Genomic DNA, 19,231 nt, shown 5'->3' with positions numbered 1-19,231 from the left:
AGAGGGGTCGATTTATTGGCGTCATTGAACTGGCGAAGTGCGAGGGAAGTTAGATGACGAGTATGAGTTCAATCGAGGCCCCCGATCAGGGGGCGTTATAAGGTTATGCTTTATTCAGGAGCATGGTCACGCAGGAAAACCAGCTTGTCCGGGCTCGACTGCTGTGGGTTGAAGCGGTAGCCCTGCACATCGAACTGTTTGAGCGCCGCGGGATCATTGATGCGCTCTTGAATGACAAACCGGCTCATCAAGCCTCGGGCTTTTTTGGCGTAGAAGCTGATGATTTTGTACTGGCCGTTTTTCAGGTCCTTGAATTCGGTATCAATGACGCGCGCTTTCAGTGCGCTGCGCTTGACCGCCGAAAAGTACTCGTTGGACGCCAGGTTCAACAACACGTCATCGCCTTGGCTCGCCAGGGCTTCATTCAGCCATTCGCTGATACGCGTGCCCCAGAAGGCATACAGGTCCTTGCCCCGGGCATTGGCCAGCTTCGTGCCCATTTCCAAGCGATAGGGTTGCATCAGATCCAGCGGGCGCAGCAGGCCATAAAGGCCGGAGAGCATGCGCAGGTGCTGTTGGGCATAATCGAAATCGGCTTCGCCAAAGCTCTGTGCATCCAGGCCGGTGTACACATCACCCTTGAAGGCCAGCAATGCCTGTTTGGCATTCGCCGGGGTGAACGCCGGAGTCCAGCTGCCGAACCGCGCGGCATTTAGGCCGCCGATCTTGTCGGAGACGTGCATCAGTTCGCTGATCTGCGCCGGCGAGAACTCACGCAGCTGCTCGACCAGTTCCTGGGAGTGGTCCAGGTATTGCGGCTGGGTAAAACGTTCGGTGGCCGGCGGTGTTTCGTAATCAAGGGTCTTGGCGGGGGAAATCACCATCAGCATGTAATCGTCTCCTTCAAAGGTGCCGCGATTCTAGGGGGTTGTCTGGGTGGACTCCAGCTATTGGGGCGATAGGTGATCGGTGGTGAGGTGCCGAATTTTGTGGCGTGCTCATTGTGGCGAGGGGATTTATCCCCGCTGGGCTGCGCAGCAGCCCCAACAAAGTGGAATCAATCTGATCAATGAGGCCGCAGATTTTTAGGGCTGCTTCGCAGCCCAGCGGGGATAAATCCCCTCGCCACAGATCGGCTATGATGCCGCGCGGGTTTCGTTATGGAGACATCCCTTTTGCGTATCGCCCTTCTGTTATCGGCCTGGCTGTTGAGCCTCGGTGCTTATGCCGCGCCCAACGACGCCGCCACCCTGGACCGCAGCACCTGGCCGGAGCAACTCACCAGCCCGACCTTGTTCGACGTGGCCTCGCGGGCCGAAATCCTGATGTTCGCCCGTGTCCTGCTGGACACCGATGCCATGGACGAAATCGCGCTCAAGCAGTATCTGGGTCTGCGCACGGTCAATATGGCGGCGATCGGCACCCTTCGCGCACGGTTGTGGCAGCGGTTGCTGACCAGCTACAACTTCGCCCAGCAAAGCTGCGACCAGGATGCTTCCTTCTGTTACCTGGTCGAGGACATGGCCTCCCTGCGCGAAGAGGCGGGCAGATTCCGGCTCGATGAAAACTCCTATTACATCAAGTGGGCCGAGCCGAGCCGGATCTTCCATACCCAATACCGCGATGAACTGCTGCGCAAGGCTGCGCTGTTTCCCCAGAGCAGCAGCGAAATCGAGCGTTTCGGCGATTACGAGCGCAACGGTGACGACATGAACGACCGACTGTTTCTGCTGACCTTCGACAGTGGGGCCAACATCGCGCCGGACAATACGCCGTGGCTGACCGAATACCTGCGCAAATCGAACATGAGCGGCACTTTCTTTGTGCTGGGCAAAGACATCCAGGCGCGGCTGGCAGACAGCTCGGTCAACAGCCTCCAGGTTTTATATTCGGGTCAATGCGTGGGTGTACAGGGTTGGGAGTTCCGCTCCCACAGCTATTGGCAGGACTGGCAGGACTCGGTACGGCGCAGCGTCGACTTGGTCAAGGGCAAGCTGCCAGAGAATTATGTGCCGCTGTTCCGACCGCCCCAGGGCCAGCGCCGTGGCGATGCCGGATCCTTTTTCCGCAGCCAGGGCCTGCAAGTGGCGCTGTGGGATATTGATCCCCAAGACAGCAGCAATCGGCTCAAACCCGAGCAAAGCGCCCAGCGCACGCTGACATTGATGCTGTTGTGGCGCCACGGAGTGATCAACTTCAACGCCAAGCAGGATGCGGTGAAGACGGCGATGCCTTGGCTCATTACGCAAACGGCGCAAAGCGGGATCGGTTGGCAGGATTGTCAGGAAGCGTTTCGCTGATGCCTTGAAAGGCCCGGAAACACTGGGGGAGGCAAAAAAAACGGCGCAGATTCATGGCGACCGGACTTCCGACTTTAACGGTGCAATGGCGCAACGCCAAGGGTTATTCGTCACTCTGAAAAATAAACTTCAAAAAAACGTCAAAGTGCTTTTTCCTGTCATGGTTTTTGGAGTATCAAGAAGACAGACCGCCGAAACCTGCAACACAGGTGGCGTCTTCCAAGACCCAGATTGTGTGCAGTTCACCTGAATCGTCGCGGGTGAATTCGGTGGCTACTTCGAGGCGCAGCACTGTCACGGTATTGCGTCGAATGGCCCCCACAAAGGTGACCGAGTATGGATGACCACGGACGTAGCCCTTCCTCCAACCAGCCAATCCTGTATGTACTCGATACCAACGTATTGATCCACGATCCAAACGCACTCCTGAACTTCGAAGAACACCACGTTGCCATCCCGATGACCGTGCTTGAGGAACTCGACAAACTCAAGAGCGGGCACCACAGCGTTGCGGCCGAATGCCGGCAGGCAATCCGCCTGATCGACAAGACCCTGGGCGATGCCTCCCCTGAAGACGTTGAACTCGGGGTGTCGATCCAGCGTGGCAAAAGCGGCCCCAAGGGCCTGCTGTCGATCCTGATGAGCAAGCGCACCGAACCCAACCTGGTGCTGCCTGAACACCTGAACGACAACATCATCATCAACCAATTGATCGACCTGCACGCGCGCAACAAGGACCAAGCCGTGGTGCTGGTGACCAAAGACATCAACATGCGCCTCAAGGCCCGCGCCTGCGGGATCGCGGCCGAGGACTACAGCACCGACCAACTGGTCGACGACGTCTCGTTGTTGCCCAATGGCTACCACAACATGACCGGCTCCTTCTGGGACCGCGTGAGCAAAGTCGAAACCCGCCAGGACCATGGTCGCACCTGGCACCAGGTGCAACTGATCGACAACCTGCCGGCGGTGCACATCAATGAATTCATCATCGACGAACAAGGATTCGTCGGCTGGATCAAGGAAATCCACGTCGACAAGCTGCTGATTCTCGACCTGCACCAGGAGCCCTTGCTGCATCAGGAGGCCTGGGGCCTCAAGCCTCGGGACATCTACCAGAGCCTGGCGCTGTTCGCCTTGCTCGACCCGGATATCCACCTGGTCAACCTGTCCGGCGCCGCCGGTTCCGGCAAGACCATCCTGGCCCTGGCCGCCGCCATCGAGCAGACCATGGTCAGCAAGCGCTACCGGCGCATCATCGCCACCCGCAGCGTGCAGGGCCTGGACCAAGAGATCGGCTTCCTGCCCGGCACCGAAGCGGAAAAAATGGAGCCTTGGCTCGGCGCCATCACCGACAACCTCGAAGCCTTGCACATGGATGACGAAAGCACCCATGGCAGCGTCGACTACATCCTCAGCAAAGTGCCGTTGCAGTTCAAATCCCTCAACTACATTCGAGGCCGCAGCTTCCAGCAGAGCCTGATCCTGATCGACGAATGCCAGAACCTCACCCCGCACCAGATGAAAACCATCATCACCCGTGCCGGCGCCGGTTCCAAAGTGGTGTGCCTGGGCAACCTGGCGCAGATCGACACCCCTTACCTGTCCGCGACCAGCTCCGGGCTGACCTACCTGACCGAACGTTTCAAGGACTTCCCCAACGGGGTCCACATCACCCTGCAGGGCGTGCCACGCTCGATTCTGGCCGAATACGCCGAATCGCATCTGTAACCCCCCCCAGCCAAACCGGGCGATCTCAATATCGCCCGGTTTTTTTGTGTCCGGCCAATAACCCTGTGGGAGCGGGCTTGCTCGCGAAGGCGGTGTAACAGTTACAGATAGGCTGTCTGACACTCCGCTTTCGCGAGCAAGCCCGCTCCCACAAAGGATTTGCAGGGTCTGAAAAATTGCAGTTCTCCATCGGTGCGACAATCAGCCCTGCCGGAATCTGACCTGCGGGTTTACAATCGATGCTCCCGATCAGGAGTAACCCTGTGCTGACTCATCTCGATTCCCAAGGTCGCGCCAACATGGTCGACGTGACCGACAAGGCCGTGACGTTCCGTGAAGCCACCGCCGAAGCCTTTGTGCGCATGTTGCCCGAAACGCTGCAGATGATTGTCAGCGGCGGCCACCCCAAGGGCGATGTCTTCGCGGTTGCGCGCATTGCCGGCATTCAAGCGGCGAAAAAAACCAGCGATCTGATTCCGCTCTGTCATCCGTTGATGCTCACCAGCGTCAAGGTCGAGCTCAGTGCCGAAGGCGAGGACCAGGTGCGCATCGTTGCCCGGTGCAAATTGTCGGGACAGACCGGGGTGGAGATGGAGGCACTCACGGCGGCCAGCGTTGCCGCGCTGACCATCTACGACATGTGCAAGGCCGTGGATCGGGGCATGATCATCGAAGGCGTGCGGGTGCTGGAGAAACTCGGCGGTAAAAGTGGCCACTTCCAGGCGGATGCACGATGAACATTACCGTGAAGTTCTTTGCTCGTTATCGCGAGGCCCTGGGCGTGGATTCGCAGAAGGTCGAAGGGGATTTCGCCACGGTGGACGACGTTCGAACACTGTTGGCCGCACGCGAGGGATTTGATGTGTTGCGCGAGCAGAACCTGATGTGCGCTCGCAATGAAGACCTTTGCCAGCTTGACGAGCCGTTGGTCGATGGCGACGAAGTGGCGTTCTTCCCCACCGTGACCGGAGGCTGAGCCATGGCGATTCGGGTGCAGGCCGATCCGTTCGATCCGGGAGCAGAAGTCAACGCCATGCACGCGGCCAACGTTGGCGTCGGGGCGGTGGTGAGTTTTGTCGGCTACGTGCGTGACTTCAATGATGGCCTCGAGGTGTCCGGGATGTTCCTGGAGCACTACCCGGGCATGACTGAAAAGGCCCTGGGCAAGATCGCCACCGAGGCCGAGCAGCGCTGGCCGTTGCTCAAACTGGAAGTGCTGCACCGCATCGGCGCCCTGGAACCGGGCGAGCCAATTGTTTTTGTGGCGGCCGCCAGTGCCCATCGCCAGGCGGCATTCGACGCCTGCGCCTTTGTCATGGACTACCTCAAGACCCGCGCGCCGTTCTGGAAGAAAGAGAACACCGCCGACGGCCCGCGCTGGGTTGAAGGGCGCGACAGTGATCACGCGGCGGCGGGTCGCTGGAAGCAGTAAACCCCCGTGGTTTTTTCGCAAGCCATGCGCCTGCCATCGCGAGCAAGCTCGCTCCCACACTGGATCTTCATGCACCAAGGATCCCCTGTGGGAGCGAGCTTGCTCGCGATGAGGCCATCAGCCACCCATCCCATTCCCCAGTCTACCGATTGACGATATGTACATTAAAGTCCAGTATGGATTTATAAGTACATAAAAAGTCCTTGCCCCACCTTTCTCTGCCAAACCAACAACAACCCGCGAGAGATCGATCATGAAAAAACTCCCCCTCATCACCGGCCTGGCCTTGAGTCTGTTGGCCTCCAGCAGCCTGTTCGCCGCCGAGAAAACCTTGCGCATCGGCATCGAAGCGGCTTATCCGCCGTTTGCTTCCAAAACCTCGGAAGGCAAGATCGAGGGGTTCGACTACGACATCGGCAATGCCCTGTGCGCGCAGATGCAGGTCAAGTGCGAATGGATCGAGGGTGAGTTCGACGGGCTGATCCCGTCGTTGAAAGTGAAGAAAATCGACCTGGCGCTGTCGTCCATGACCATCACCGAGGAGCGCAAGAAGTCGGTGGATTTCACCCACAAGTACTACTTCACCTCATCGCGGCTGGTTATGAAGGAAGGTGCGGTGGTCGATGACCAGTACGCCAGCCTCAAGGGCAAGACCGTGGGCGTGCAGCGTGCGACTACCACTGATCGCTACGCCACTGAAGTCCTCGAACCCAAGGGTGTGACGGTCAAGCGCTACAGCAATAACGAAGAAATCTACATGGACCTGGCGTCCGGTCGCCTGGACGCGATTTTTGCCGACACCATCCCGTTGGAAGACTTCCTGTCGATGCCCCGTGGCAAGGGCTACGGGTTTGTCGGACCGGAGCTCAAGGACCCGAAATACGTCGGTGAAGGTGCCGGTATCGCGGTGCGCAAGGGCAATAGCGAGCTGGTGGCGGACTTGAACAAGGCCATTGATGGGATTCGGGCCAATGGGGAGTATCAGAAGATCCAGAGCAAGTACTTCAAGTCGGATATCTATGGCGACTGATTGATCGCTATCGCGAGCTTGCTCGCGATGGCGCCAGGCCAGGCAATACCGATCTCAGCCCTTCAATTCCTTCAAATGCTTGTACACCGTCGCCCGCCCCATGTTCAGCACATTGGCCACATAGTTGGAGGCGCTTTTGCCCTTGAAGGCGCCTTCAGCGTGCAGCGCCAGCACCAGCTCGCGTTTGTGGTCACGGGTCAGCAGGTTCAGGCTCAGCTGACGTTCGCGCATCCAGGCGTGCAGAAAGGTGTTGATTCGCTCCTGCCAGTCATCGCGAAACAGTGAGTCTGGCTGGGGGATCAATTTGCCCGGCGACAGGAACAGGTCCAGCGCCGCCTTGGCATTTTCGAACAGCGAGATATTCAGGTTGATGCACAGCACAGCCAGCGGGCGACCCTGGGCGTCGCGCAGTACGCTGCTGAGGCTGCGAATTTTCTGTCCGTCCCAATTCAGCTTTTCGTACGGCCCGATATTACGTTCGCTGGCGTCGTCGCTGAGCATATCCTCCAAGGACGAATCATCACCGATCTCACGCTTGGAGAGGTTGTTGGCGATGTAGTCGACTTTCTGCGTGCGCAGGTCGTGCAACACCACTTCGGCGTGGGGATAGAACAGCGTGGCGATGGCGTCGGCGATGGTACGGAAATTATCCAGTGCCGGATCGGGTTGTGCAGCGTTCATGACAGGGCTCCAGGCAGCGTCAGCGCCCCGTGAAGCAGGGGCGCGGGGGAGTGTGCCGCAATCGTGGCGATGCGTCACCTGGGTGGATTCAACCCAGGCGCTTGGGTGACAGCATGGCGTTGTTCAGACCGAAACGGGCCAGGTCCTCGGGCAGCGGTTCGCCCCGCACCAGCGCCGCGCTGGCCTGGCCCATGGCCGGGGAGGTCTGGATGCCATAGCCGCCCTGGGCCGCGACCCAGAACAGCCCGGGTACCAACGGATCGAAACCGCACAGCAGGTCCCCGTCGTGCACGAAACTGCGCAATCCGGCCCAGGTGCGGGTCGGCCGGCGGATGGTCAGGGTGGTGGCCTCTTCGATCTGGTAGATGCCCATGGCGATATCCAGCTCTTCGGGCTGCACATCGTGCGGTTCCACCGGGTCGGCGTTGGCCGGCGAGCCGAGGAACATGCCGGCGTCGGGCTTCATGTAGAAGGATTCGTCCAAGCTCACCAGCATCGGCCAATCATGAATATCCACACCCTCGGGCCCAGCGAAGATAAAGGCTGCGCGCCGCTTGGGTTGCAGCCCCAGTTTTTGGGCGCCGGCCATGTCGGCGACCTGGTCGGCCCAGGCGCCGGCGGCGTTGATCAGCACCGGCGCGCTAAAGCTCTGGTTGGCGGTTTTCACCTGCCACAGCCCCTGTTCGTCGCGACTCAGACCGAGCACTTCACTGTCGGTGTGCACTTCACCGCCATTGCGGCGAATACCGCGCAGGTAGCCTTGGTGGAGTGCATCGGTATCGATGTCACAAGCCGTGGGGTCGTAGATCGCGCCGTGGACCTTGTCCCGTCGCAGGATCGGCAGCCGCACACAGGCTTCTTCGGCGCTGAGCAGCTGCATCTGTGGCACGGTGGCCTTGGCGCTGAGGTACTGGTTGTTCAACTCGGCCGGGTCGCCGGTGAAATCCACGGTCATTTCGCCCCGCGGGGTGAGCAAGGGATGTTCGCAAAACCCGCTCGGCGGGGCGTCGAAAAAGTCACGACTGGCCTGGGTCAATGCCCGTACCTGTGGCGTGCCATAGGCGGCGGTGTACAGCGCCGCCGAACGTCCCGTGGAGTGGTAGGCCGGATGGGATTCACGCTCGAGCACAATGACCCGGCCGTGGGGGCCAGCCAGTAACCGGTGGAAGCCCCGGCAATGCCGCCGCCGATGATGATGAAGTCTGCTGAGGTCATGGAGCTCTCCTGTGGAGCACGGTGCCGGGTGTCCGCTAAACCCTGGTGGGAGCGGGCTTGCTCGCGAAGGCGGCAGCACCTTCAACATTGATGTGGCTGGCACACCGCTTTCGCGAGCAAGCCCGCTCCCACAGGGAATCGAGTTGTGTCAGATAGTGCGGTGTAAATGGTAAAGCGCATTCGCCAACGCAATATCTTCCAGCCCCAGGCCGATGGAGCGGTAGAACACGTGGCGTTGATAGTCGGGGCGTGCCACGTAGTCGCTGAGCAGTTCGGGCAAATCGCCGACGATTTTCGAAACGTCCCAGCCGAACTGTTCGCCGGCAATCAACATTTCACCGGCCGAGCCAGGCGTGGTCTGACGATAATCGCAGAACACGTCCATGTCGTTGAGGCTCTGCGGCGGCACTTCGTGGGCACGAGGGGCGTTGGTGCTGATGGAAGTGATCAGTGCTGGTTTGCCGAGTATCTGTGGGTCGAGCACCGCTTTGGCGGACGAGGTACAGAGCATCACCACATCGGCGTCGTATAGCGCCGTTTCAAGGCTGTCGACGATGTGCAGGCGTGGGTCCAGGCCGGTGATCGAAGCAAGCGCCTGCGCCGATTTGCTCTTCAGGCCCGGCGAGTAGAGGCTGATGCTTTGCCAGTCCCGCAGGCCCTTGACGTACTGCACGTGGGCTCGCGCCACTGCGCCGCTGCCGATGACCGCAAGGCGCCGGGCCTGGAGCGGGGCGAGGGCATCGACAGCGACAGCCGTGGTGGCGGCGGTACGGGCGGTCGTCAGCTCGGCGGCATCGCACAGCAACAGGGGCTGGCCGGTCTGCATCGACATCAGCAAGGTCCAGGCGGTCACCAGCGGACCTTGCTCGCGCACGATATAGGGCGAGGTCTTGACCCCGTAGACCTGGTCTTGCGCCAGTACGCCCAGGTAGTTGATGAAATCCCCGGCGCCTTGGGGGAATTCCACAAGTTGCTGGGCGGGCTGCACTGCTTGCCCGGCGGCAAGGTCGCGGAACAGCTTGCGCAGGATCTGCGGCACGTCGACTTGCGCGAGCAGTTCTCGGGCCTGGACTTGGTTCATCACATAAGGCGTGCTGGTCATCGGGGCTCCGAGAAGTTGCTTGTAAACTAATTTGTCCATTATGGACTTTTAGTTTATTCAAGCAATATCCCAGGCGTAAAAAAAGCGCAGCTTTTTTAGGGCTGCGCTTTCTGTTCTGTGGAGACGGTTAAGGCCGCTTACGCTCAACCGGTCTTAACAGATGCGTCGGCGGCGTCTCGCAATTGATCTTTTTCCCCAGCAGCGCCTCGATGGACGGTAACTGATAGGAGTCATCCTCACCGGCGAAGCTGATGGATACACCCGCGGCGCCTGCACGACCGGTCCGGCCGATCCGGTGCACATAGTCATCCGGCACTTCCGGCAGGGTGAAGTTGATCACATGGCTGATCCCGTCGATATGAATCCCGCGACCGGCCACGTCGGTGGCGACCAGCACGCGGATCTTGCCTTCGCGGAAACCTTCCAGCGTCTTGATGCGCTTGTGCTGTGGCACATCGCCCGACAGTTGGGCGGCGTTGACGCCATCGCGCACCAGGCGTTCTTCAATGCGTCGCACTTCATCCTTGCGGTTGGCGAACACCATCACCCGCTCCCAGCCGTTGTCGTTGACCAGGTTGTAGAGCAGCTTGTACTTGTCGGCACCGGCCACCGCATAGATGTGCTGCTCGACGTTTTCGCTGGCGACGTTCAGCGCCTCGATCTCGACGATGGACGGGTCGGTGGTCCATTGCTTGGCCAGGTTCATCACGTCTTCGGTGAAGGTGGCGGAGAACAGGAGGGTCTGGCGTTCGCTTTTCGGTGGAGTCTGGCGAATGATCTGGCGGACCTGGGGAATGAAGCCCATGTCGAGCATGCGGTCGGCTTCGTCCAGCACCATTACCTCGACCATGTCCAGGTGCACGTCGCCGCGCTGGTTGAAGTCCAGCAGGCGGCCTGGCGTTGCCACCAGAATGTCGCAATGGCGGGCTTCGAGGTGCTTGAGCTGCTTGTCGAAGTCCATGCCGCCCACGAACGTCATGACGTTCAGGCCGGTGTACTTGGTCAGGTCGGCGGCGTCCTTGGCGATCTGCACCACCAGTTCGCGGGTCGGGGCGATGATCAGCGCCCGCGGTTCGCCCATGTAGCGCTCTTTGGGCGGCGGGGTCTGGAGCAATTGGGTGATGATGGAAATCAGGAACGCGGCGGTCTTCCCTGTGCCGGTCTGGGCGCGGCCGATGGCGTCTTTGCCGGCGAGGGTGAAGCCCAGTACTTGCGCCTGGATCGGCGTGCAATACGGGAAGCCCAGGTCCTGGATGGCGTGCATCAGTTCAGGGGCGAGCTTGAAATCGTGGAAGCGGGTCTTGCCTTCCTGGGGTTCTACGACGAAGTCCTCGAGCTTCCAGGCGACGACCGGCGGTTTTGGTGCGCGCTCGCGGCGTGGCTTGGGGGCTTCGTTGCGTGGCTTTTCGGGTTCAGGGGCAATAAGAGGCTGGGCGGCGGGCTCTTTTTTGGCCTGTGCAACAGGGGCAGCCCGGCGCGGTTGTTGCGCATCGGTACGGCTCTGGCTGTGGACAGGGGCGCTTGCGCCAGGCGCGAGCTGCTCGGCCTCGCTTTTACCGAACATCTTCTTGAGTGCTTTGAGCACGGTCATCTCATCGATTGGTTAAGGAATGTACGCCGGCCAGTGTAATGCAAGAAACGGGCGCGGCGTAGTGTGATGAACAATGCGTTGACGTGGCAATCGGACGCTTTAGCGCAACCGCTCGGTCAGCCAGGTGCCGATGTCACGAATCTCTTCGGGTAACACTTCGTGGCCCATTGGGTATTCCTGCCATGTCACGGTGACACCATGCTGCTTTAAATACTCCTTGGCGGTCCGCCCCATCGGGTTGAGTACCACTTCATCGTATTGTCCGTGCAGTGCCAATACCGGAATACGCTGTTGGCTGGCTGACAATTGCAGTTCGTCGCTGAATGTCGGTGCATAAGTAGACAGCGCGATGACGCCGCCCAGCGGGCCCTCCGATTTCACGAATGCGGTGTGATAAACCACCGCGCCACCCTGGGAGAAACCCGCCAGGAAAATCCGCGAGGCGTCTATTCCGCTGGCTCGCTGGGTTTCGATCAGGTCGATGACCCGTTGCGCCGACGCTTCGAGTTGTTGTTCGTCGATGGCCCGTGCCGGGCTCAAGGCGCGAATGTCGTACCAACTGGGCATGGCGTAGCCGCCGTTAATCGTGACTGGCTGGGTCGGTGCCTGGGGCAGAACGAAACGCGTGGTGAGCAGGCTTTGCTGCAAAATTTCAGCGACTGGCAAAAAATCATAACGATCGGCGCCCAGGCCGTGGAGCCAGATAACGCACGCATCGGCAGTGCCGCTGGGCTCGAGAATCAAGGGGTCGGTCATGGTGTGCTCCAAAATTGTGCGGTCGCGCTCAATCAGTGCGTGATTACAGTGCGCGCCTGGTGTCTCAGTTAATTAGATGTCGCAAACTTACAACTTTTTGTCTTGACGTGTTTCACAAGGGCTAAGCGCAGCGGTGTGGTACGGGCTTTGCTATGAGGATGCCTGAGTGATGATTCTTACGCTGCGCGGTAACACTATCAGCTCGACGCGACGCATGGGATATCAGAAATCCGGTGATGGATGTTCGCCAATAGCCGCTGCGGGCTTCGCGAACGTGAAGGGCTACAGCCCGTTCGGCCGATTGGTGAGAAGTGGGCATGACCCCTGTTTATGGGCGTTCTCATTAATAGACTCATAGCGAAGGTCCAAAACGTCGGTTGACCCGAAAAAAAGCCAACAAGGGTCGGCAATGCCTCAAAAGGGTGCGACAGGACTCGAGCTCCGACACAACAAGAGCAAAACTGGAGGTTTGAATGAAGTTACTGAAATCCACCCTGGCCGTCGTGACTGCTGCTGCAGTACTCGGTGTCAGCGGGTTCGCTCAGGCGGGTGCAACCCTGGATGCCGTACAGAAGAAAGGCTTTGTGCAATGTGGCGTGAGTGATGGCCTGCCGGGTTTCTCGGTGCCTGATTCGACCGGCAAGATCGTCGGTATCGATGCTGACTTCTGCCGTGCCGTGGCCGCTGCGGTATTCGGCGACGCGACCAAGGTCAAATTCAGCCAGTTGAACGCCAAGGAGCGCTTCACCGCGCTGCAATCGGGCGAAATCGACATGCTCTCGCGCAACTCCACCATGACCAGCTCCCGTGATGCGGGCATGGGCCTGAAGTTTCCAGGTTTCATCACCTACTACGACGGCATTGGTTTCCTGGCGAACAACAAGCTGGGCGTCAAGAGCGCCAAGGAACTGGACGGTGCAACCATCTGCATCCAGGCCGGTACCACCACCGAGCTGAACGTTTCCGACTACTTCCGCGCCAACGGCCTGAAGTACACCCCGATCACTTTCGACACCTCCGATGAAAGCGCCAAGTCGCTGGAATCCGGTCGTTGCGACGTGCTGACCTCCGACAAGTCCCAGCTGTTCGCCCAGCGCAGCAAGCTGGCTTCGCCGAAGGACTACGTGGTTCTGCCGGAAACCATTTCCAAAGAACCACTGGGCCCGGTCGTGCGTAACGGCGACGACGAGTGGCTGGCTATCGTGCGCTGGACCGGCTACGCGCTGCTCAACGCTGAAGAAGCCGGTGTGACCTCGAAAAACGTCGAGGCTGAAGCCAAGTCCACCAAAAACCCTGACGTCGCTCGTATGCTCGGCGCCGACGGTGAATACGGCAAAGACCTGAAACTGCCGAAAGACTGGGTCGTGCAGATCGTCAAGCAAGTCGGCAACTACGGCGAAATGTTCGAGCGCAACCTCGGCAAGGGCACTCCGCTGGAAATCGATCGCGGCTTGAACGCTCTGTGGAACGCTGGCGGCATTCAATACGCACCACCAGTGCGCTGATGGTTCTATCACCCGGTGGGCCAACCACCGGGTGATGTTCTGTTCCATTCTTTGCGGGGCACTTCATGCAAAATTCAATCGGCGCACCTAAGCAGAGGCTCAGCCTCAGCGATCCACGAGTGCGTGCGTGGGTATTTCAAGTCGTCACTGTCGTGGCGGTTATCGCGCTGGGCTGGTTTCTGTTCGATAACACACAGACCAACCTCCAGCACCGTGGCATCACCTCCGGTTTCGGCTTCCTGGAGCGCAGTGCCGGTTTCGGCATCGCCCAGCACCTGATCGACTACACCGAAGCGGACAGCTATGCCCGGGTATTTGTCATCGGGTTGCTCAATACGCTGCTGGTCACGTTCATCGGCGTGATCCTGGCAACCATCCTGGGGTTCATCATCGGCGTGGCACGGCTGTCGCAGAACTGGATCATCTCCAAGCTGGCGACCGTTTATGTCGAGGTCTTCCGTAACATCCCGCCACTGCTGCAAATCCTGTTCTGGTACTTTGCGGTGTTCCTGAGCATGCCGGGACCGCGGGCCGCCCATAACTTCGGCGACACCTTCTTTGTCAGCAGCCGGGGCTTGAACATGCCTGCCGCGCTAACGTCCGAGGGGTTCTGGCCGTTCGTGATCAGCGTTGTGCTGGCGATCGTCGCCATCGTGCTGATGACGCGCTGGGCCAACAAGCGTTTCGAAGCGACTGGCGAGCCGTTTCATAAGTTCTGGGTCGGCCTGGCGCTGTTCCTGGTGATTCCGGCCTTGAGCGCGCTGCTCTTTGGTGCGCCGGTGCATTGGGAAATGCCGGAGCTCAAGGGCTTCAACTTCGTCGGTGGCTGGGTGTTGATCCCGGAACTGCTGGCCTTGACCCTGGCCTTGACCGTGTACACCGCGGCGTTCATCGCCGAGATCGTGCGCTCGGGCATCAAGTCGGTCAGCCACGGCCAGACCGAAGCCGCCCGTTCCCTGGGACTGCGCAACGGTCCGACCCTGCGCAAAGTGATCATCCCGCAGGCCCTGCGCGTGATCATTCCACCGTTGACCAGCCAATACCTGAACCTGGCGAAAAACTCTTCCCTGGCGGCCGGTATCGGTTACCCGGAAATGGTTTCGCTGTTTGCCGGCACAGTGTTGAACCAGACGGGCCAGGCCATCGAGGTGATTGCGATCACCATGAGCGTGTACCTGGCGATCAGTATCAGCATTTCCTTGCTGATGAACTGGTACAACAAGCGCATTGCGCTGATCGAGCGGTGAGGAAACGCGCATGACGACTCATACTTTCAAACCTGACATGCCCCCGCCGGGCAGCAGCATCGGCGTGGTGGCGTGGATGCGCGCCAACATGTTCTCCAGCTGGATCAATACGCTGCTGACGCTGTTCGCGTTTTACCTGATCTACCTGATCGTGCCCCCACTGCTGCAGTGGGCGATCCTCGATGCCAACTGGGTCGGTACCACCCGCGCCGACTGCACCAAGGAAGGCGCCTGCTGGGTGTTCATCCAGCAGCGTTTCGGTCAGTTCATGTACGGGTACTACCCGACCGACCTGCGCTGGCGCGTCGACCTGACCGTGTGGCTGGCAGTGATCGGTGTGGCACCGCTGTTCATCTCGCGCTTCCCGCGCAAGGCGATCTACGGCCTGAGCTTCCTGGTGCTGTACCCGATCATCTCCTGGTGCCTGCTGCATGGTGGTGTGTTCGGTCTGGACGCCGTGGCGACCAGCCAATGGGGCGGCTTGATGCTGACCCTGGTGATCGCTACCGTGGGTATTGTCGGAGCCTTGCCGTTGGGTATCGTCCTGGCGTTGGGCCGACGTTCGAACATGCCGGCGATCCGCGTGGTCTGCGTGACCTTCATCGAGTTCTGGCGCGGTGTGCCGTTGATCACGGTGCTGTTCATGTCGTCGGTGATGCTGCCGCTGTTCCTGCCCGAAGGCATGAACTTCGACAAGCTGCTGCGGGCGCTGATCGGGGTCATCCTGTTCCAGTCGGCCTATGTGGCTGAAGTGGTGCGCGGCGGTTTGCAAGCCATTCCCAAGGGCCAGTACGAAGCGGCCGCAGCGATGGGCCTGGGCTACTGGCGCAGCATGGGCCTGGTGATTCTGCCGCAAGCCCTGAAGATGGTGATCCCGGGCATCGTTAACACCTTTATTGCGTTGTTCAAGGACACGAGTCTGGTGATCATCATCGGCCTGTTCGACTTGCTCAACAGCGTAAAACAAGCTGCCGCCGACCCGAAATGGCTGGGCATGGCCACCGAAGGCTATGTGTTCGCCGCCTTGGTGTTCTGGATTTTCTGTTTTGGTATGTCCCGCTATTCCATGCATTTGGAACGCAAGCTGGACACTGGCCACAAGCGTTAGGAGCGTAGTTTATGAGTGAAGCGATCAAACAGCCTGTGAGCCCTGAAGGCATTATTCAGATGCAGGGCGTGAACAAATGGTACGGCCAGTTCCACGTGTTGAAAGACATCAACCTGAACGTCAAGCAGGGCGAGCGTATCGTGCTGTGCGGCCCGTCGGGCTCCGGCAAGTCCACCACCATCCGCTGCCTCAACCGTCTGGAAGAACACCAGCAGGGCCGCATCGTGGTCGATGGCGTGGAGCTGACCAACGACCTCAAACAGATCGAAGCGATCCGTCGTGAAGTTGGCATGGTGTTCCAGCACTTCAACCTGTTCCCGCACCTGACCATCTTGCAGAACTGCACCCTGGCGCCGATGTGGGTACGCAAGATGCCCAAGCGCAAGGCCGAGGAAATCGCCATGCACTACCTGGAACGCGTGCGCATTCCAGAGCAGGCGCACAAGTACCCGGGTCAGCTCTCCGGCGGTCAGCAGCAACGTGTGGCTATCGCCCGTGCCCTGTGCATGAAGCCGAAAATCATGCTGTTCGACGAGCCAACCTCGGCTCTCGACCCGGAAATGGTGAAGGAAGTACTCGACACCATGATCGGCTTGGCTGAAGACGGCATGACCATGCTCTGCGTGACCCACGAAATGGGCTTTGCCCGTACCGTGGCCAACCGCGTGATCTTCATGGACAAGGGTGAAATCGTCGAACAGGCCGCGCCAAACGACTTCTTCGACAACCCGCAGAACGACCGCACCAAGCTGTTCCTCAGCCAGATCCTGCATTGATCCGGTCTTAGGCAGTGAAATAAACCCGGACTTGTCCGGGTTTGTTTTTAATGGGCCGCTCAGCAAGCCGTGAGGGTCTCGTGTTCCTTGTGCACCGTCGTTTTGAATTGCCGCAAGTCTGCGTCTTCAGCGAAGGCATGGACATCGGCAAGCAAATGCGGATAGCGATCAAGCAGGCGCATCAGCAAGATCAACGCCTTGGGTGGCACTACCTCGCCGCGCTCGTAGCGGGAAAACGCATTGTGTCCACCGCCCGATAGCAGCAGTACCGCTTCCTTTTGCGATAGATGCAGTTTGCGCCGGACACGTTTGATCTCTTCGCCGATCATTCGCCTGGCCGCGTTGACCAGTTCATCACCTGCGTGGTCGTAGCGATCCGAGCAGCTTGCATCGAGCTCGACTTCGCCGCACATCTGACATTCCCAGCCAGACAAGTCATCGACCCGGCGTTCCAGTCCCTTGACGCTCATGGTTTCGCCGCGACCTTCGAAATGCAACATACCTTCCGGGGCACCACAGCTGAAGCATTGCTGTTTCATGAGTTTTTCTCCTTGAAGGAAATTACCGGTGGGCCTCCGCTGGGGCGGTACGTCACCTTCTGCCTTGTCCTTAAAATTACCCTAAAAGGGTAATTTTTGACTAATCGAAAATCTCGTTTCTTTACCTCTTGTTGACCCTAGGCGGTTGCCGTCCTACGCGAAGCTGACTAACATGTCAGAAAATTCATCCTATGATTGGATGAAAGGGTGGGTTCCATGTCAGACATTTCTCCATTAATTAAGCGATCCTTGGTCGATCAGGCCCTGGACCAACTGCGCCAGCGCATCAGCGATGGCGTGTGGGCCGTCGGTCAGCGTTTGCCCACCGAGCCCGAGTTGGTGGCCGAGCTGGGGATCAGTCGCAACACCGTGCGCGAAGCCATGCGGGTGTTGGCGTTTTCCGGGCTGATCGAAATCCGTCAGGGCGACGGCAGTTATGTGCGAGCGACGGTGGACCCGCTGGATACCCTCAAGGTCCTGTCTCGCTGTTCATTGGATCAGGCCCGGGAAACCCGGCATATCCTTGAAGTCGAGGCCATCGGCCTGGCTGCGTTGCGGCGCACCGATGACGATTTGCGTGCCTTGCGCCAGGCGCTGAAAACCAGTGGCGAGCATTACCACGGCGATCTGGAGCACTACATCGCCTGCGACCTGGTGTTCCACCGTCTCTTGGTGGACGCCGCGCACAACTCGGCCCTCAGCGAGTTGTATCGCTATTTTTCCAGTGTGATCGGCGCGCAATTGCGCCAGAGCCTCAACATCGTTCCTCGTCATCAACATGTGTTCGACCTGCACGGCGAAATCCTCGACGCTGTCGAACGACAGGATCCGCAACGGGCCAAGGCCCTGTGCCGACAGTTGATCAATGAACCCTGAACCCGAGCTTTCCATGTCCCGCGATGTGCTTGACCGTACCCCCTCGACGACGCCCAAGCGCGCCGCCGAACTCGAAGAATTGTTGATCGACGCCGAAGCCGACGACGAGCAGGCCCAGCAGCGTCCGCCGTTGGTGTGTCGGCCCTGGTTGTTGCTGCTCGGGTTGATCCTGGTGGCGCTGAACCTGCGTCCAGCGCTGTCGAGCATGGCGCCGCTGCTCAGTGAAGTCTCAAAAAGCCTTGGCCTGTCGGCTGCCCAGGCCGGTTTGCTGACCACGTTGCCCGTGCTGTGCCTGGGCCTGTTCGCGCCGCTGGCGCCGGTGCTGGCGCGGCGTTTCGGTGCCGAGCGCGTGGTGCTGGGGATCTTGCTGACGCTGGCCGCAGGGATCATTTTGCGCAGCTCTTTCGGCCAGGTCGGCCTGTTCGCCGGCAGTATCCTGGCTGGGGCGAGCATTGGCGTGATCGGCGTGTTGTTGCCAGGCATCGTCAAGCGCGACTTCGCCAAACAGGCCGGTACCATGACCGGTGTCTACACCATGGCGCTGTGCCTGGGCGCGGCGATGGCGGCCGGGGCGACGGTGCCGTTGAGCGAGCACTTGGACCAACGTTGGGCCCTGGGCCTTGGTTTCTGGGCGATTCCGGCATTGCTGGCGGCGGTGTTCTGGTTGCCACAAGTGGGCCAGAAACACGGTGCTCATCAAGCGGCGTATCGGGTTCGCGGTTTGCTGCGTGATCCCCTGGCCTGGCAGGTGACGTTGTACATGGGGCTGCAATCGTCCCTGGCCTACATCGTGTTCGGCTGGCTGCCTTCGATCCTGATCGGACGTGGCCTTACCCCGACCCAAGCCGGGCTCGTGCTGTCCGTCTCGGTCATCGTGCAGTTGATCAGTTCCCTCGCGGCGCCCTGGCTGGCAACCCGCGGCAAGGACCAGCGCCTGGCCATCGTGATCGTCATGCTCATGGCCCTTGGTGGGTTGTTCGGTTGCCTCTATGCACCCATTGAGGGGCTGTGGGGTTGGGCCATCCTGCTGGGCCTGGGGCAGGGCGCGGCGTTCAGCCTGGCGCTGACGCTGATCGTGCTGCGCTCGCGGGACGCCCATGTGGCCGCTAACCTCTCCAGCATGGCCCAGGGCTTCGGCTACACACTGGCGTCGCTTGGGCCATTCGCGGTAGGCGTGGTCCACGATTTGACCGGCGGCTGGAATGCCTTGGGCTGGATCTTCGGCCTGGTAGGCCTGGGGGCGATCATCGCGGGTATCGGGGCCGGCCGCGCGCTGTACGTAGGGGTCAGCAGCGAAAGAGTTCCCCCTCTTAGTTGATGTCATTTTCATGGCGAATGACGG

19 protein-coding genes and 1 pseudogene are annotated in these 19,231 nt (G+C 59.8%); 13 read left to right on the top strand and 7 right to left on the bottom strand.

Annotated features, from left to right (window positions below; all coding sequences use genetic code 11):
• Nucleotides 1-110 precede the first annotated feature (110 nt).
• The gene (gene yaaA / locus CD58_RS23370; RefSeq protein ID WP_025215365.1) at nucleotides 111-890 is read right to left on the bottom strand and encodes a peroxide stress protein YaaA; all 780 of its coding nucleotides are present in this window, start codon (nucleotides 888-890) and stop codon (nucleotides 111-113) included.
• Nucleotides 891-1,175: 285 nt separating this feature from the next.
• Here yaaA and CD58_RS23365 point away from each other — a divergent pair, with 285 nt between their 5' ends.
• From CD58_RS23365 to CD58_RS23340, 7 genes are all read left to right on the top strand, one after another.
• Entirely contained in the window at nucleotides 1,176-2,300 is a 1,125-nt protein-coding gene (locus tag CD58_RS23365) for a polysaccharide deacetylase family protein (protein WP_025215364.1), read from the top strand.
• A gap of 4 nt (nucleotides 2,301-2,304) precedes the next feature.
• Complete coding sequence (locus CD58_RS31140) at nucleotides 2,305-2,550, top strand: hypothetical protein (protein ID WP_158482164.1); 246 nt, start codon at nucleotides 2,305-2,307, stop codon at nucleotides 2,548-2,550.
• An 86-nt stretch (nucleotides 2,551-2,636) separates the two neighbouring features.
• Nucleotides 2,637-4,031, top strand: a complete 1,395-nt coding sequence (locus CD58_RS23360; protein ID WP_025215363.1) for a PhoH family protein — start codon at nucleotides 2,637-2,639, stop codon at nucleotides 4,029-4,031.
• 263 nt (nucleotides 4,032-4,294) lie between these two features.
• The gene (gene moaC / locus CD58_RS23355) at nucleotides 4,295-4,768 is read left to right on the top strand and encodes a cyclic pyranopterin monophosphate synthase MoaC (RefSeq protein ID WP_025215362.1); all 474 of its coding nucleotides are present in this window, start codon (nucleotides 4,295-4,297) and stop codon (nucleotides 4,766-4,768) included.
• Nucleotides 4,765-5,007 (top strand): MoaD/ThiS family protein, encoded by a 243-nt coding sequence (locus tag CD58_RS23350; RefSeq protein WP_025215361.1) that lies wholly within the window; start codon nucleotides 4,765-4,767, stop codon nucleotides 5,005-5,007. The genes moaC and CD58_RS23350 overlap by 4 nt, the downstream gene beginning before the upstream one ends.
• A 3-nt stretch (nucleotides 5,008-5,010) precedes the next feature.
• Complete coding sequence (moaE, locus tag CD58_RS23345; RefSeq protein ID WP_025215360.1) at nucleotides 5,011-5,463, top strand: molybdopterin synthase catalytic subunit MoaE; 453 nt, start codon at nucleotides 5,011-5,013, stop codon at nucleotides 5,461-5,463.
• A 253-nt stretch (nucleotides 5,464-5,716) separates the two neighbouring features.
• Nucleotides 5,717-6,493: an ABC transporter substrate-binding protein gene (locus CD58_RS23340; protein ID WP_025215359.1), complete on the top strand. Its 777-nt coding sequence runs from the start codon at nucleotides 5,717-5,719 to the stop codon at nucleotides 6,491-6,493.
• 54 nt (nucleotides 6,494-6,547) lie between these two features.
• Here CD58_RS23340 and CD58_RS23335 read toward each other — a convergent pair whose 3' ends face one another.
• The 5 genes and pseudogenes from CD58_RS23335 to CD58_RS23315 form a co-directional block, all read right to left on the bottom strand.
• Nucleotides 6,548-7,174 (bottom strand): helix-turn-helix transcriptional regulator, encoded by a 627-nt coding sequence (locus CD58_RS23335; RefSeq protein ID WP_025215358.1) that lies wholly within the window; start codon nucleotides 7,172-7,174, stop codon nucleotides 6,548-6,550.
• An 88-nt stretch (nucleotides 7,175-7,262) separates the two neighbouring features.
• Nucleotides 7,263-8,389, bottom strand: a pseudogene (locus CD58_RS23330) (NAD(P)/FAD-dependent oxidoreductase).
• Between the two features lie 148 nt (nucleotides 8,390-8,537).
• The gene (locus CD58_RS23325; RefSeq protein ID WP_025215357.1) at nucleotides 8,538-9,491 is read right to left on the bottom strand and encodes an ornithine cyclodeaminase family protein; all 954 of its coding nucleotides are present in this window, start codon (nucleotides 9,489-9,491) and stop codon (nucleotides 8,538-8,540) included.
• 127 nt (nucleotides 9,492-9,618) lie between these two features.
• The gene (rhlB, locus tag CD58_RS23320; protein ID WP_025215356.1) at nucleotides 9,619-11,082 is read right to left on the bottom strand and encodes an ATP-dependent RNA helicase RhlB; all 1,464 of its coding nucleotides are present in this window, start codon (nucleotides 11,080-11,082) and stop codon (nucleotides 9,619-9,621) included.
• A 99-nt stretch (nucleotides 11,083-11,181) separates the two neighbouring features.
• The gene (locus tag CD58_RS23315) at nucleotides 11,182-11,838 is read right to left on the bottom strand and encodes an alpha/beta hydrolase (protein WP_025215355.1); all 657 of its coding nucleotides are present in this window, start codon (nucleotides 11,836-11,838) and stop codon (nucleotides 11,182-11,184) included.
• 473 nt (nucleotides 11,839-12,311) lie between these two features.
• Between CD58_RS23315 and CD58_RS23310 the strand changes: the two genes are divergently transcribed.
• From CD58_RS23310 to CD58_RS23295, 4 genes are all read left to right on the top strand, one after another.
• Nucleotides 12,312-13,343, top strand: a complete 1,032-nt coding sequence (locus CD58_RS23310) for an amino acid ABC transporter substrate-binding protein (protein ID WP_003178326.1) — start codon at nucleotides 12,312-12,314, stop codon at nucleotides 13,341-13,343.
• 65 nt (nucleotides 13,344-13,408) lie between these two features.
• The gene (locus CD58_RS23305) at nucleotides 13,409-14,590 is read left to right on the top strand and encodes an amino acid ABC transporter permease (RefSeq protein WP_025215354.1); all 1,182 of its coding nucleotides are present in this window, start codon (nucleotides 13,409-13,411) and stop codon (nucleotides 14,588-14,590) included.
• A gap of 10 nt (nucleotides 14,591-14,600) precedes the next feature.
• Complete coding sequence (locus CD58_RS23300; RefSeq protein ID WP_025215353.1) at nucleotides 14,601-15,698, top strand: amino acid ABC transporter permease; 1,098 nt, start codon at nucleotides 14,601-14,603, stop codon at nucleotides 15,696-15,698.
• A gap of 11 nt (nucleotides 15,699-15,709) precedes the next feature.
• The gene (locus tag CD58_RS23295; RefSeq protein WP_003178331.1) at nucleotides 15,710-16,474 is read left to right on the top strand and encodes an amino acid ABC transporter ATP-binding protein; all 765 of its coding nucleotides are present in this window, start codon (nucleotides 15,710-15,712) and stop codon (nucleotides 16,472-16,474) included.
• 59 nt (nucleotides 16,475-16,533) lie between these two features.
• Here the strand turns inward: CD58_RS23295 and CD58_RS23290 are convergent, their stop codons facing one another.
• The gene (locus CD58_RS23290) at nucleotides 16,534-17,013 is read right to left on the bottom strand and encodes a type II toxin-antitoxin system MqsA family antitoxin (protein ID WP_025215352.1); all 480 of its coding nucleotides are present in this window, start codon (nucleotides 17,011-17,013) and stop codon (nucleotides 16,534-16,536) included.
• A 216-nt stretch (nucleotides 17,014-17,229) separates the two neighbouring features.
• On the opposite strand from CD58_RS23290, the gene CD58_RS23285 reads away from it, so the two are divergent.
• Nucleotides 17,230-17,889 carry a FadR/GntR family transcriptional regulator gene (locus tag CD58_RS23285; protein WP_025215351.1) on the top strand — a complete coding sequence of 220 codons (660 nt, stop codon included), beginning with the start codon at nucleotides 17,230-17,232 and terminating at the stop codon, nucleotides 17,887-17,889.
• Nucleotides 17,879-19,207 (top strand): CynX/NimT family MFS transporter, encoded by a 1,329-nt coding sequence (locus CD58_RS23280; protein ID WP_025215350.1) that lies wholly within the window; start codon nucleotides 17,879-17,881, stop codon nucleotides 19,205-19,207. Before CD58_RS23285 ends, CD58_RS23280 begins: the two co-directional genes overlap by 11 nt.
• Nucleotides 19,208-19,231: the final 24 nt, after the last annotated feature.

The sequence above is a fragment of the Pseudomonas brassicacearum genome, from assembly GCF_000585995.1.
Classification (GTDB): Bacteria; Pseudomonadota; Gammaproteobacteria; order Pseudomonadales; family Pseudomonadaceae; genus Aquipseudomonas; species Aquipseudomonas brassicacearum_A.
The sequence above is the reverse complement of the archived record's forward strand: the minus strand, read 5'-3'. Positions and strand labels throughout refer to the sequence as shown.

Coding starts and splice junctions, on each gene's coding strand:
- yaaA (WP_025215365.1), bottom strand. CDS start 890: ATGCTGATGGTGATTTCCCCCGCCAAGACCCTTGATTACGAAACACCG.
- CD58_RS23305 (WP_025215354.1), top strand. CDS start 13,409: ATGCAAAATTCAATCGGCGCACCTAAGCAGAGGCTCAGCCTCAGCGAT.
- CD58_RS23360 (WP_025215363.1), top strand. CDS start 2,637: ATGGATGACCACGGACGTAGCCCTTCCTCCAACCAGCCAATCCTGTAT.
- CD58_RS23335 (WP_025215358.1), bottom strand. CDS start 7,174: ATGAACGCTGCACAACCCGATCCGGCACTGGATAATTTCCGTACCATC.
- CD58_RS23285 (WP_025215351.1), top strand. CDS start 17,230: ATGTCAGACATTTCTCCATTAATTAAGCGATCCTTGGTCGATCAGGCC.
- CD58_RS23325 (WP_025215357.1), bottom strand. CDS start 9,491: ATGACCAGCACGCCTTATGTGATGAACCAAGTCCAGGCCCGAGAACTG.
- CD58_RS23350 (WP_025215361.1), top strand. CDS start 4,765: ATGAACATTACCGTGAAGTTCTTTGCTCGTTATCGCGAGGCCCTGGGC.
- CD58_RS23300 (WP_025215353.1), top strand. CDS start 14,601: ATGACGACTCATACTTTCAAACCTGACATGCCCCCGCCGGGCAGCAGC.
- rhlB (WP_025215356.1), bottom strand. CDS start 11,082: ATGACCGTGCTCAAAGCACTCAAGAAGATGTTCGGTAAAAGCGAGGCC.
- CD58_RS23295 (WP_003178331.1), top strand. CDS start 15,710: ATGAGTGAAGCGATCAAACAGCCTGTGAGCCCTGAAGGCATTATTCAG.
- moaE (WP_025215360.1), top strand. CDS start 5,011: ATGGCGATTCGGGTGCAGGCCGATCCGTTCGATCCGGGAGCAGAAGTC.
- CD58_RS23340 (WP_025215359.1), top strand. CDS start 5,717: ATGAAAAAACTCCCCCTCATCACCGGCCTGGCCTTGAGTCTGTTGGCC.
- CD58_RS23280 (WP_025215350.1), top strand. CDS start 17,879: ATGAACCCTGAACCCGAGCTTTCCATGTCCCGCGATGTGCTTGACCGT.
- CD58_RS23310 (WP_003178326.1), top strand. CDS start 12,312: ATGAAGTTACTGAAATCCACCCTGGCCGTCGTGACTGCTGCTGCAGTA.
- CD58_RS23315 (WP_025215355.1), bottom strand. CDS start 11,838: ATGACCGACCCCTTGATTCTCGAGCCCAGCGGCACTGCCGATGCGTGC.
- CD58_RS23290 (WP_025215352.1), bottom strand. CDS start 17,013: ATGAAACAGCAATGCTTCAGCTGTGGTGCCCCGGAAGGTATGTTGCAT.